11 protein-coding genes are annotated in these 12,165 nt (G+C 71.3%); 7 read left to right on the plus strand and 4 right to left on the minus strand.

The genetic code is table 11. The features are described 5' to 3' along the window. Positions 1-25 precede the first annotated feature (25 nt). Both FDA94_RS15895 and FDA94_RS15900 read right to left on the minus strand, forming a co-directional pair. A complete protein-coding gene (locus FDA94_RS15895; protein WP_137247831.1) occupies positions 26-1,138 on the minus strand; it encodes a serine hydrolase domain-containing protein in 1,113 nt (370 codons plus the stop codon). Positions 1,139-1,166: 28 nt separating this feature from the next. After that, complete coding sequence (locus FDA94_RS15900) at positions 1,167-1,544, minus strand: hypothetical protein (RefSeq protein ID WP_137247832.1); 378 nt, start codon at positions 1,542-1,544, stop codon at positions 1,167-1,169. A 124-nt stretch (positions 1,545-1,668) separates the two neighbouring features. On the opposite strand from FDA94_RS15900, the gene FDA94_RS15905 reads away from it, so the two are divergent. From FDA94_RS15905 to FDA94_RS15915, 3 genes are all read left to right on the plus strand, one after another. After that, positions 1,669-2,481: an outer membrane protein assembly factor BamB family protein gene (locus tag FDA94_RS15905; protein WP_137247833.1), complete on the plus strand. Its 813-nt coding sequence runs from the start codon at positions 1,669-1,671 to the stop codon at positions 2,479-2,481. A 72-nt stretch (positions 2,482-2,553) separates the two neighbouring features. Further along, on the plus strand, positions 2,554-3,180 hold the full coding sequence (locus FDA94_RS15910; protein ID WP_137247834.1) for an NADPH-dependent F420 reductase: 627 nt from the start codon (positions 2,554-2,556) through the stop codon (positions 3,178-3,180). 105 nt (positions 3,181-3,285) lie between these two features. Continuing rightward, on the plus strand, positions 3,286-4,062 hold the full coding sequence (locus FDA94_RS15915) for an MBL fold metallo-hydrolase (protein ID WP_170990967.1): 777 nt from the start codon (positions 3,286-3,288) through the stop codon (positions 4,060-4,062). Here FDA94_RS15915 and FDA94_RS39205 read toward each other — a convergent pair. Beyond that, positions 4,022-4,465 carry a YbjN domain-containing protein gene (locus FDA94_RS39205; RefSeq protein WP_062334923.1) on the minus strand — a complete coding sequence of 148 codons (444 nt, stop codon included), beginning with the start codon at positions 4,463-4,465 and terminating at the stop codon, positions 4,022-4,024. The genes FDA94_RS15915 and FDA94_RS39205 overlap by 41 nt on opposite strands. 114 nt (positions 4,466-4,579) lie before the next feature. On the opposite strand from FDA94_RS39205, the gene FDA94_RS15925 reads away from it, so the two are divergent. After that, positions 4,580-5,344 (plus strand): SDR family oxidoreductase, encoded by a 765-nt coding sequence (locus tag FDA94_RS15925; protein ID WP_137247837.1) that lies wholly within the window; start codon positions 4,580-4,582, stop codon positions 5,342-5,344. 324 nt (positions 5,345-5,668) lie between these two features. On the opposite strand, the gene FDA94_RS15930 is transcribed toward FDA94_RS15925, so the two are convergent. Beyond that, positions 5,669-7,384, minus strand: a complete 1,716-nt coding sequence (locus FDA94_RS15930) for a beta-galactosidase (RefSeq protein WP_137247838.1) — start codon at positions 7,382-7,384, stop codon at positions 5,669-5,671. 139 nt (positions 7,385-7,523) lie between these two features. Here FDA94_RS15930 and FDA94_RS15935 point away from each other — a divergent pair, with 139 nt between their 5' ends. The 3 genes from FDA94_RS15935 to FDA94_RS15945 form a co-directional block, all read left to right on the plus strand. Next, positions 7,524-9,803 carry a TIM-barrel domain-containing protein gene (locus tag FDA94_RS15935; RefSeq protein WP_137247839.1) on the plus strand — a complete coding sequence of 760 codons (2,280 nt, stop codon included), beginning with the start codon at positions 7,524-7,526 and terminating at the stop codon, positions 9,801-9,803. Between the two features lie 94 nt (positions 9,804-9,897). Continuing rightward, positions 9,898-11,391: a serine/threonine-protein kinase gene (locus tag FDA94_RS15940; protein WP_137247840.1), complete on the plus strand. Its 1,494-nt coding sequence runs from the start codon at positions 9,898-9,900 to the stop codon at positions 11,389-11,391. Beyond that, a partial coding sequence (locus FDA94_RS15945) for a serine/threonine-protein kinase (RefSeq protein WP_212735343.1) occupies positions 11,388-12,165 on the plus strand: 778 nt, incomplete at its 3' end. The genes FDA94_RS15940 and FDA94_RS15945, both read left to right, overlap by 4 nt.

Below are 12,165 nucleotides of genomic sequence, written 5' to 3' on the forward strand. Positions count from 1 at the left end.
GCCGGATCGGGCAGTGGTGCCGCGGTCAGCAGAGGGAGGCGAGCACGGCTCGCACCAGGTTTTCGGCGCGCTTGTCGGTGATCGGGTCGCGGCCGTGGTTCATGACGTAGCCGAAGGCCAGGCCGCGTGCAGGGTCGGCGAAGCCCAGCGAGCCGCCGTGGCCGGAGAACCCGAAGGCCGTCGGGCCGTGCCAGAACATGTCCGGCGTCGGCAGCCCGAAGCCCAGGCCGATCCTGACCGGCACGCGCAGGACCTTGTCCACGCCGTTGACCTGCTCGGTCGTCGCCAGGGCCAGGAGGCCGGGGCTGAGGATCCGGCCGTCGAGCAGCGCGGCGTAGAAGCCCGCGAGCCCCCGGGCGGTGCCGGCGCCGTTCGAGGAGGGGAATTCGGCCGCCAGTTCGGCGGGGTCGTTGTGGTCCAGGAACGGGGTCACGGCCATCGAGGCCCGCATCGTCAGCGACGTCGGGTCGAAGTAGGGGCGCAGCGCCTCGGGGAGGGTCGCCGGGTCGACCGACATGTCGATCTTCGGGGAGATGATCCGGGCGGCCCTGTGGTACTCCGACGCCGGGAGCCCGATCCAGAAGTCCAGCCCCAGCGGGCCGGTGATCTCCTCCCGCAGGTACGTCCCCAGCGAGCGCCCCGAGACCCGGCGGACCACCTCGCCGACCAGCCAGCCGAAGGTGTGGGCGTGGTAGCCCGATTCGGTCCCCGGCTCCCATAGCGGCTGCTGCGCCTCCAGGGCCGCGACCACCGGTTTCCAGGCGATCGCCTCGGCGGGGGTGACGGGCGTGTCCAGGGCGGCCAGCCCGGCCTGGTGGGTGAGCAGCCAGCGTACGGGGATGTCGGGTTTGCCGAACTCCGGCCAGTAGGCGGCGACGGGGGCGTCCAGGTCGAGCAGGCCGCGGTCGACGAGGTGCAGGGCGCAGGCGGCGGTGATCGCCTTGGTGGTGGAGAAGACGACCTGGAGGGTGTCCTCGGTCCAGGGCCGTCCTTCCGAGGCGGAGCCGCCCCACAGGTCCACGACCTTCTCGCCGTTCACGTACACGCAGACGGCGGCGCCGATCTCGTCGTGGTGGGCGAAGTTGTCCTCGAACGCGTCGAGGACGGGTTCGAATCCGGGTGCGGTGGTTCCGGGCATGCGTCATCGCCTTCTGTCGCGAATGGGGTCAGCGGCGCCAGCTCTCGATCAGCCAGGCGCAGATCTCCGGCTCGGTCATCTCGGGGAACTCTTCGGTGAACGTCGCGAGGGCGCGGAGCGCCTCGTCGCGGTCGAGGCCGCGTTCGACGGCCGCCTTGAGGTAGTCCTGACGGGCCGCCGACGGGCGGCCGCCGCCGGCGCCACGGCCGGGCAGGCCCTCGCGCCAGCGGACGATCTCGTCGAGGCGGTCGGGGCGCCAGCCGGGGGCGCCGTCGATCTCGACGTCAGGGTCGGGGAAGGGGTGGGCCGAGCCGGCCGGGTAGCGGGCCCGCCATTTGTGCACCGCATGCCGGCTCACCCCCAGCGCCTCGCCGATGCCGAGTACGCCGAGGAATCGCTCGGTCATGGTGCCTCAACTCGATCTGTCCGCCTCCTGGTGGGTCACTTTCTACCACGTCAGAACATCGTCTCTGTAGGAGACAATGTAGTACGTCGTCCACGGGAGAGACAAGGTTTTGTAAGATCGCCCCGTGCGTCACGTCTGGGAGAGATCGCTCCACATCGCCGGCCACGCGGCAACCCTCGCGGTCCGTCCCGACGCGATCGTCGTGTACGAGCGGCACACTCGGCTGGTGTGTCTCGACCCCCGCGACGGTTCGGTGCGGTGGGACGTGCCGACCGAGCGGTGGCCGCGCGAGATCGTCCTGGCGGGAGACCGGCTCCTGGTGGGCGGCTCCCATCTGCACTGCCTCGATCTGGCCACGGGCGCGGTGACCTGGTGCGCGCCGATGAGGTCGTGGAGCGCGCACGCCGTGGTGTGCGGATCGCTGGTCCTCTTCGGCGGCTGGCGGGGGTACACGCCGGTAGGGGCCGTCGACCTGGAGACCGGGACGGTGGTGTGGCGGGCCCCCGCCAGGACGGCGACGGTGCTGCCGGTGGCCTGGGGCGACCTGGCTCTGTCGGGCTACGACGACCGGGCCTGGCTGCTCGATCCCCGCGACGGAACCGAAGCCCACGCCTGGCGGCTGCCGGAACCGCTCTACCGTGCCGACCTGGCCGAGGTGTTCCGCGTCGTGGACGCCGATCGATGCCTGGCCAGGACCGAGTCCCGCCGAGTCGTGGAGCTGCGGCTCTCCACGCCCGAGGTCTCGGGCGTCGACCACCCGTTCGACTGGCCCCGGGTCCTGCCGTTCCTCGTCGCGCAGCCCTTCGGTCATCTGATCAGCGCGAAAGGGCCGGTCTGGACGGGGGAGCGGCGCATCTACGCGATCCACGACCTGGGTGGCGGCCGGGTGCTCATGGTCACCAAGGGCGCTCTGCGGGTGGTCGCGATCGACGGTTAAAGGTGCCGTCCAGGTCGGCCGATGCCCGGCGGAACCGGGAATTCCGCCGCTGTGCCCCGGGTTCCCCCGAGTATGGTCATCGGATTCATAGGTAGCGGGCACATCGGGTCGGCCCTGGCCCGGCTGGCCGTCGGCGCCGGGCACACCGTCGTGATGAGCAACTCGCGCGGGCCGGAGACTTTGGCGGACCTGGTCGAGTCGCTCGGGCCGGCCGCGTCCGCGTCGACCGTCGAGGGGGCGGCCGAGGCGGGGGACATCGTGGTCGTCACGGTGCCGTTTCACGCGTACCGGCGGGTGCCGGTGGAGCCGCTCGCGGGGAAGATCGTGATCGACACGAACAACTACTACTTCGAGCGCGACGGGCGGTTCCCGGAGATCGACTCCGGCGCGAAGACCCCGTCGGGGCTGCTCCAGGAGCACCTGCCGACCTCGCGGGTGGTCAAGGGCTTCAACAACATCATGGCCGCCCACCTGCTGTCCGACGGCACCCCGCCGGGCACGCCCGGCCGGCGGGCGCTGCCGATCGCGGGCGACGACCCCGAGGCGAAGAAGGTCGTCGCCGACCTGACCGACTCCTTCGGCTTCGACGTCGTGGACGTCGGCCCGCTGTCCGAAGGATGGCGGCACGACCGTGACCGGCCCGCCTACGTGTCCCGCTTCACCGCCGAGGAGCTGCGCGCGGCGCTCGCCAAGGCCTGAGCGCGCCGGACGGCTCCGGACTCCTGCGGTCCGATCCGGATTTTTCGGGGGTGTTCTCGGAGGGAAATTCGGTCAGGCCGGGTTCCGGTGTGGTAAGCACTGACCATGATCGAAGTTGCGGACGGCGTCTGGATCCGCCGGCACCCCGAACTCGACCTCACCCTCGGGCTCGTCGTGGGGGAGACCGGCTGTCTCGTCGTCGACACCGGCATCGACGAGGCCTTCGGCCAGGCATGGGCCGACGCGATCAGGGAGGTCACCGACCTGCCCTGGACGGTCGTGCTGACCCACGCCCACTTCGACCACGCCTTCGGCACGGCGGCCTTCGGCACCTGTTTCGCCACCGAAGGCTGCCGGGAGGCCCTGGTCGACACGGCCCACAAGCAGGTCAGCGAGTGGTCGGGCGAGTTCCCCGGCATCGCGACCGCGCCGGTCGTGCTGCCGCTGCGCGCGCCGTTCAGCGTCGACCTCGGCGGCAGGGAGGTCCTGCTGGGCCACCCCGGGCCCGGCCACACCGGCCACGACCTCACCGTCCACGTGCCGGACGCGGGGGTGCTGTTCGCCGGCGACCTCGTGGAGCATGGCGCGCCGCCGCAGTTCGGCGACTCCTACCCGGGCGCCTGGCCCATGGCGCTGGAGAAGATGCTCGAAGCCGCGCCCAAGGTGATCGTGCCGGGCCACGGCGACCCGGTGACGCCCGATTTCGTGGAGCGTCAGCGAGCGGAGATCACCGAGATCGTCACGCTGTGTGAGCGGCTGAACCGTGGCGAGATCGACATCGAGGCGGCGGTGGCGCGATCGCCGTACCCGCGCAAGACCCTCGAAGAAGCGCTGGGCAGGACTATTCGGCGTCGTCCTCTTCGAAGGCCAGACGGTCGCTGAGCCAGCGGTGGAACTTGATCGCCGACCGCACCCAGTGGGCGACGATCGTCATGAGGTGTTCGTAGGTGACCCCGGCGCCGATGTAGAGCTGGGCGTCGCCGATCACGCGGATCACGCCGTTGTCGGGCGTGAAGGCGTAGACCTTGGGCCACATGGTGTCGGCGTTCCACTCGTTGAGCGCGGTGAGCAGCAGCGGCTTCTCGTCGACGGAGTAGTGGCGGTCGTAGAAGGTGCGGATCGTGAAGAGGTCGCCTTCCGATCCGAACAGGAAGAACACCGTGAGCGCCTCGGTGGAGATCGCGAGGTCGCCGTCTGCGTCGAAGGTGAAGTCGATGTCGAGTTCGTTGAGGATCTCGATGATCAGTTCCTGGTCGGGCTGGACCACGGCCGGGGAATGGCTCACCCCCCCATCCTGACAGACCTGGGCCCCGGATTCATGAGCCTGTGGGGTGAGTTCGTTCAGCGCGTCGTGATGGGGTATGGATCCTGAAAATGCCTCAAAAGGCGGGAAACCATCATGGACGGTACGATTCTCGTCACCGGCGGCACCGGAATCCTGGGCCGTCAGGTCATCGCGGACCTCCGGCGGGCGGGCCGGGAGGTGCGCAATCTGGCCCGTAGCGCCGGCGGGCCCTATCAGGGCGACCTGGTCACCGGCGAGGGCGTCGCGGCGGCCGCGGACGGCGTCGGCACGGTCGTCCACCTGGCCAGCAAGCCGCCCGGCAAGACCGACGTGCAGGCGGCGCGCAACCTGCTGAAGGCGCTGGCGCCCGGGACCCACGTCGTCTACATCTCGATCGTGGGGGTCGACCGGCATCCCTACTCGTACTACCAGGTCAAGCATGCGGTGGAGCAGCTGGTCGAGGCCTCCGGGCTGCCGTACACGATTCTGCGGACCACCCAGTTCCACGACTTCATGGCCTCGCTCTGCCGGACCATGACCAAGTCGCCGATCGTGCCGGTCCCGCTCGGGTGGGCGGCGCAGCCGATCGCGATCTCGGAGGTGTCGGCGCAGCTCGCCACGCTGGCGATGGGCGCCCCGGCGGGCCGCGTCGCCGACATGGGCGGGCCGCAGGTGCTCAGCTTCCGGGAGATGGTCGAGCTCTATATGGCGGCGGAGGGCAAGCGGAAGCCGATCGTCGAACTGCTCGTGCCGGGCCGGGTGAGCAAGGCGTTCCGCGCCGGTTACCAGCTGACGCCCGAGCGCGCCGTCGGGCGGATCACCTTCCAGGAGTTCCTGAGGGGCGGTGTGCCGGCCTCGTCCTACTTCCACAAGGCCTGAGCCCGCCGTGGAAAGCATGTGACGGGGTGGCGACCGTGTTCAGGCACGGCCGGCACCCCGTCACTGTGGTGCTGCCGCGCGGCGCGCCGATTGCCGCGCGGCCTTCAAGGGTTGATACGGCCGTTCAGGCGACCGTGGTCGGGCCACCGGTGCGGGGAAATCTGATGATTTTGGCGTCGCGGTACGCCCGCAGGTCGATCACCGTCGAATCGCCCCTGCTCTCACGGTGAGACGCCCGCCGGCGTAGAGCCGACGTGATGTCTCTGACCTTCGCGAGCGATGGCACCACCTTGAGCATCGTTCTCCCCCGCCGTGATGGTTCCCTTACCTCTCACCATGTGTACCGGTTGAGGAGTAAGAAGGGCGTAAAAGGCAGGTCAGGAGGCATTCATAGGCTTTGTCGGCCAATCGGGTGGATAAGTACCACGCCTTACCGAAGCGGGTGATGGCGGGGGTGCCGTCGGGGTAGGCGACGACGGCCACGGCGCCGTCGAGGGCGATCTCCTCGCTCCAGAGCGAGGCCTCCGTGCCGTCCGAGAGGGTCAGCGGTGCGGCGAGCGGGCGCTGCTCCTTGATCGTGATCCCGAAGGCCGGCAGCCGGCCGCCGAGCCGCACCCGGAGGTGTTCGTCGGTGACGGCCGAGAAGTAGCCCATGAGAAGAGTGCCCCGGTGGGCGGCCAGATTGGCCAGGGCCGCGTCGGTGACCGGGAGCAGGCTCGGCACGACGACCAGGTCGAAGGGCGAGAAGTCGTGTTCCGGATGGACGAAGGCGACGTGGTGCCCGGCCCGGTAGAGGAGCCTATGCGGCTGTTTGACCGCCTCCAGGTAGTCGAGATCCTGGGAGGGGAGACCCCGGTTCTGCAGCGCCCACCACGCCTCGTCGTCCCAGACGATCGCGACCTTCGCCGCCGGGCCCGGCGTCGGTCGAGGGGGCAGGGCCGCGAGGGTCTCGCCCAGAGCGACGATCTCGTGGAAGGTGCGGGTGTCGGGGCCCGCGTGGGGGACCATGCCGTGGTACCACTGCTCCGCGCCGCCCCGGGAGGCGCGCCACTGGAAGAACATCGCGCCGATCGATCCGCGTTCGACGTGGATCAGGGTGGTCCGGGCGAGGTCGCCCGGTGGGCGGGGAAGGGTGCGTCTCGGCGTGTACTCGACGGCCGCCGCCTGTTCCATCAGGATCCACGGTCTGCCGCCCGCCCATGAGCGGGCCAGGTCGGCGGTGAAGGCCGACTCCTCGGCCAGGTCGCCCGTCGGGTAGTCGTCGACGGCCACCAGGTCGACCTCGCGGGCCCATTTCCAGTGGTCGACCGGCACCCACGAGCCGAAGGCGAAGTTCGTGGTGATCGGTTTGCCCGTCGGGCGCAGGAGGTCGCGCTGTTCGGTGAAGTGGGCGAGCATCTCGTCCGAGAGGAACCGGCGGAAGTCGAGCAGGTGCGACGGGTTCGGCAGCCACTGGGTCGCCCTGGGCGGCTGGATCTCGTCCCAGTCGGAGTAACCCTGCGACCAGAACGCCGTGGTCCAGCGCTCGTTGAGGGTGGCCAGGTCGCCGTGGCGGGCGCGTAGCCACGTCCGGAAGGCCCTGGCCACGTGGTCGCAGTGGCACCAGGTGCCGTACTCGTTGTGGACGTGCCACATCGCCAGCGCCGGGTGCCCGCCGTAGCGCTCGGCCAGCGCCGACGCCAGTTCCCTGGACGCGTTCCGGTACGCCGGCGCGCTCACGCAGTAGGTGTCGCGGCTGCCGTGGCCGAGCCGGGTGCCGTCGGCGGTGACCGTCAGGGTGTCCGGATACTTCCGGCCGAACCACGGCGGCGGCGACGCGGTCGGCGTGGCCAGGTCGACCTGGACGCCGTTGTCGTGCAGCAGGTCGAAGACGCGGTCGAGCCAGCCGAACTCCCACCGTCCGGGCGCGGGTTGCAGGCTGCTCCACGAGAAGACGCCGAGCGTGACGAGGTTGACCCGGGCCCGCCGCATGAGGGCGACGTCGTCGTGCCAGACGTCTTCGGGCCACTGCTCGGGGTTGTAGTCGCCGCCGAAGTACATCGTCCCCCTCTTGTTTGTTTGCTCTGCAAACTAATTAGCCCCGGAAAGCCGTGTCAACCGGGCTGGTCCTCGTTGACGTTTGTTGGGATGGACGGCAAACTAATTCCCACAGAGGCCGCCATACCGTTGGAGTGCGACGATGCCGTATCGCCCCCCGTTGATCGCGCGCGAGTACTTCGTCGCCGACCCGCCCGAGCTGCCCGTGCGGCAGCACGGCGAAGGCGGGATCGCGACGCTGGCGCGGGCCGAGGTGGTGGCCTCCGACGGGTGTGGCGTCACCCTGAAGGGGGTGACCTCGACCGATGAGTCGCTCGTCGTCCAGGTGAGCGCGGCGGGCGAGGGGATCGTCCGGGTCAAGCTCAGCGAGCAGGCCGACGCCCGCACGCGCTCGGCGCGGGCGTTGCGGCTGACCAGGCCGGTGCCGTCGGCCGCGCAGGTCACCGTCGGCGACGAGACGGTCGTGGTGGACGCGGGGGCCGTACGGGCCGAGATCCGGCTGAACCCGTGGAACCTGCGCTTCACCGACACCACGGGGCGGGTGCTGGCCGAGCAGGACCCCGGACGCCCCGACATCTCCGGACGGCTCCGCACGCTTCCCTTCGGCCGGTCGCAGGCCGACGGGGTCACCGTGGCCTACCACGAGACGTTCCTGGCCCCGGCCGACGAGGCGTTCAGCGGGTTCGGGGAGTCGTTCACGCCGCTCGACAAGCGGGGGCAACGGCCGCTGATGTGGAACTTCGACGCGTTCGGGGCGGAGTCGCAGCGGGCGTACAAGAACGTGCCCTTCTACCTGTCCAGCCGGGGATACGGGATCGTCGTCGACAGCGGGATGCCGGTCGAGTTCGACATGTGCCAGTCGACCCACAGCGACGTGCAGATCGTGGTTCCCGACGACCTGATCGACTACTACGTCCTGGGCGGCCCCGAGCCGGCCGACGTGCTGCGGCGGCTGCGCGCCCTGACCGGGCCGGCGGTGCTGCCGCCCAAGTGGGCGTTCGGGGCGTGGATCTCCTCGGGGTTCTTCCGCGACAGCCAGGAGCGGGTGCTGGCGCGGGCGCGGAAGATCCGCGAGCGCGGCATCCCGTGCGACGTGCTGCACCTCGACACGTTCTGGCAGATCGACGGCCACTGGTCGGACCTGCGGTGGGACCGGCAGGCGTTCCCCGACCCGGAGGGCATGCTGGCGGAGCTCGCCGAGCAGGGCTTCAAGGTCTGTCTCTGGATGAACCCGTACGTCTCCCACCTGAGCCCGGCCTTCGAGGAGGCCGCGAGCAGCGGATACCTGCTGCTGACCCGGGACGGCGAGCCCTACGTGGCCGACGCCTGGCACGGCTCCTACCCGGCCTGCGGCATCGTCGACTTCACCAACCCCGCCGCCCGCGCCTGGTTCCGCGGGCTGCTCAAGGGGCTGCTGGAGCAGGGCGTCCAGGTGTTCAAGACCGACTTCGCCGAGGGGGTGCCCGCCCGCGCGGTCGCCTACAACGGGATGAGCGGCGCCGAACTGCACAACGTCTACTCGCTGCTGTTCAACGACCTGGTCGCCGAGGTGACCCGCGAGGTCGCCGGGCACGGCCTGGTCTGGGCGCGGTCGTCGTACCTGGGCGGGCAGCGGCATCCGGCGCAGTGGAGCGGCGACGTCGACGCGACCTACCCGGCGATGGGCAGCACCATCAGGGGCGGCCTGTCGCACGGCCTGTCCGGGGTCCCGTTCTGGAGCCACGACGCGGGCGGGTTCACCGGAACGCCCACGCCCGACCTGTTCGTCCGGTGGGCGCAGTTCGGGGCGCTGTCTCCACTGGTGCGCTTCCACGGGACCACCAGCCGCGAGCCGTGGGAGTTCCCCGAGCACGCCGAACGCGGCGCGGTCGAGGCGCTGCGCCTGCGCTACCGGCTGATGCCCTACCTCTACTCGACGGCCGTCGAGGCGGTCGAGACGGGCCTGCCGATCATGCGGGCCCTGTGCGTCGACCGGCCCGGCGACCCGGTGAGCTGGCAGGCCGACCTCCAGTACCTCCTCGGCCCCGACCTCCTCGTCGCCCCGATGACCTCGGCCGACGGGACCCGCGACGTCTACCTCCCGGCCGGGACGTGGGTCGACCACTGGACCGGCGACCACCACGAGGGCGGCCGCTACCTCCGGGTCTCCCCGCCGCTCGACCGGATCCCCCTCTACGGACGCCTCGGCGCCCTCGTCCCCACGACGACCCCCGGCGACACCGTCACCGAGACCCCGGAGATCTCCCTTCTCGTGTACGGCCTCCCTGGCGGCGAATCCCGGACCGTGGTGCGCGACGTGGACGGGGAGACGGTCGTGACGGCCGTACACGAGGAAGGACGGCTGGTCGTGCGGTCGAGCGGGCCGAAGACCGTCGCCGGGGTGGAGATCGTGGGCGGTTCGGCGGAGGTCGTCGTCGACTGAGCGCGCGCGACCGACCTGGGGTTCTGGCCCCAGAGTGCGACCGGGGTTGACGAATGGTCAATTCGGGCCGGTTGGGTTTCGCTATTCTCCCGGTATGGCCGAATCGATCGGGGAACGACTGGCCTCCCGGTACCTCCTGCTGCGTCCCCTCGGCTCCGGTGGCATGGGCACCGTCTGGCTGGCCCGTGACGAGATGCTCGACCGCGAGGTCGCCGTCAAGGAACTGCGGGTTCCCGACGGGATGGGGGAGCGGGAGCGGGCGGAGCTCGTCACCCGGGTGATGCGCGAGGCCGAGGTGACCGCACGGCTGCGGCACCCGGCCGTCGTCAGCGTGCACGACGTCCTGGTCGAGGACGGCCGTCCCTGGATCGTCATGGAGCGGCTCAACGGGCGGCCGCTCTCGGCGGAGATCTCCGCCCACGGCGGGCTGCAGCCGGGCGCGGTGGCCGAGATCGGGGCCCGGATGGTCGACGCGCTGTCGGCCGCGCACGCCCACGGCGTGCAGCACCGCGACGTCAAGCCCGGCAACGTGTTCCTCACCGTCGACGGACGGGTGGTGCTGACCGACTTCGGCATCGCCCGGCAGGCCGACACGACCAACCTGACCGGCGACGGGATGCTGATCGGCTCACCGGGCTTCATCGCGCCGGAGCGGCTCGAAGGCGACCCCGGCGGGCCCGCCGCCGACCTGTGGTCGCTCGGGGCGACCCTGTACACGGCGCTGGAGGGCGTGCCGCCGTACAAGGGAAGCCACGTGCAGGTCATCCAGGCCACGCTGACCGCGCCGGTGCCCGCGCCGAGGGTCGGCGGGCCGCTCGGCACCCTGATCACCTGGCTGATGGCGCGCGACCCGGCCGACCGGCCCGACGCCGCGACCGCCGGGCGGCTGTTCCAGGAGATCGTCCGGGGCGGGAACCCCGACATCGCGCCGGTCCGCCGGAAGAAGAACGGCCTGTGGGTCGCGGTGGCCGCCGGGGCCGCGGCCGTCGTCGCGGCGGCCGTGGTGGTCGTCGCGCCGTGGGAGTCCGGCGGCGCGGCCGCCCCCGTGACGCAGCGCCCGCCCGCGCCGGTGTTCGCGCAGGAGGTCGACTTATGCCGGGTGATCCCCGCCGGGCAGGTCAAGGCGCTGCTCGGGCAGGACGCCCGGCCGACCGAGATCGAGGGCGGCTGCCAGTGGACGGTCGAGGGCACCGGCCTGCGCCTCGAACCCGCCACCGACTCCGACACCCCCGACTGGTGGGACCTCGACCCCGAAGCGGCCCGTTCCCTGTACGGCGGCATCAAGCGCCGCATCGCCAACATGCCCCGTGACTCGTCCCTCGTCTGGTACGAGATCGGCACCAAGCGCCGCATTCCCACCGTCACCTCGGCGATCCGCCCGCTCACCGGCGTCGGTGAGGAGGCGTTCACCTGGGACGTCACCTCGGCCGAAGGCCGCATCATCGGCGTGGACGTCTACTTCCGCGTGGGCGACTTCGTCGGCCGGGTCGAGTACGCCGACCTGGGCGACCGCACCGCCGACCAGATCCGCTCGGGCGCCGAGACCGCCGCCCGCGTCGCGGCCGACACGCTGTGGGGTCACGCGTGACCCTGCTGGCCGGCCGCTACCGGCTCGCCGAACCCCTCGGGAAGGGCGGCGCGGGCACCGTCTGGCGTGCCCACGACGAGCTGCTGCGGCGCGAGGTCGCGGTCAAGCAGATGCGGACGCCCAGCGACCTCGGGCCCGGTGAGCTGGCCGAATACACCTCCCGGGCGATCGGGGAGGCGCGGGCGGCCGGGCGGCTCAACCATCCGTCGATCGTGAAGATCCACGACGTGGTGCCCCACGAGGGCGCGCCCTGGATCGTGATGGACCTCGTGCCGGGCACCTCCCTCGACAAGCTGCTGCCGCTGCCGAGCGCCCGGGTCGCCGAGATCGGCCTGTCGATCCTGGACGCCCTCGAACTCGCGCACGCCCACGGCATCCTGCACCGGGACGTGAAACCGGCCAACGTGCTGGTCGGCGACGACGGCCGGGCGATGCTGGCCGACTTCGGCATCGCCGCCCCGTTCGGGGCCGACCCGGCCGACAGCTCGGGGTCGCCGGCGTACATGGCCCCCGAACGGTTCCGCGGCCTGCCCGCCGGGCCGCCGTCCGACCTGTGGTCGCTCGGCGCGACCCTCTACGCGGCCGTGGAGGGCCGGGGCCCCTTCCACCGCAACCTGCCCGCCGCCGTCGTGGCGGCCGTCGTCATGCACGACCCGCCGCCGATGGCGCAGGCGACCCCCGCGCTGGCCCGCGCGATCGGCGCGCTGCTCGCCAAGGACCCCGCCCACCGCCCCCCGGCCGCGACCACCCGGCACCTGCTGCGGGACGCCGTCG

Source organism: Herbidospora galbida (assembly GCF_005233835.1).
GTDB classification, from domain to species: Bacteria; Actinomycetota; Actinomycetes; order Streptosporangiales; family Streptosporangiaceae; genus Herbidospora; species Herbidospora galbida.

Coding starts and splice junctions, on each gene's coding strand:
- FDA94_RS15910 (WP_137247834.1), top strand. CDS start 2,554: ATGGTCATCGGATTCATAGGTAGCGGGCACATCGGGTCGGCCCTGGCC.
- FDA94_RS15940 (WP_137247840.1), top strand. CDS start 9,898: ATGGCCGAATCGATCGGGGAACGACTGGCCTCCCGGTACCTCCTGCTG.
- FDA94_RS15925 (WP_137247837.1), top strand. CDS start 4,580: ATGGACGGTACGATTCTCGTCACCGGCGGCACCGGAATCCTGGGCCGT.
- FDA94_RS15895 (WP_137247831.1), bottom strand. CDS start 1,138: ATGCCCGGAACCACCGCACCCGGATTCGAACCCGTCCTCGACGCGTTC.
- FDA94_RS15900 (WP_137247832.1), bottom strand. CDS start 1,544: ATGACCGAGCGATTCCTCGGCGTACTCGGCATCGGCGAGGCGCTGGGG.
- FDA94_RS15935 (WP_137247839.1), top strand. CDS start 7,524: ATGCCGTATCGCCCCCCGTTGATCGCGCGCGAGTACTTCGTCGCCGAC.
- FDA94_RS15915 (WP_170990967.1), top strand. CDS start 3,286: ATGATCGAAGTTGCGGACGGCGTCTGGATCCGCCGGCACCCCGAACTC.
- FDA94_RS15930 (WP_137247838.1), bottom strand. CDS start 7,384: ATGTACTTCGGCGGCGACTACAACCCCGAGCAGTGGCCCGAAGACGTC.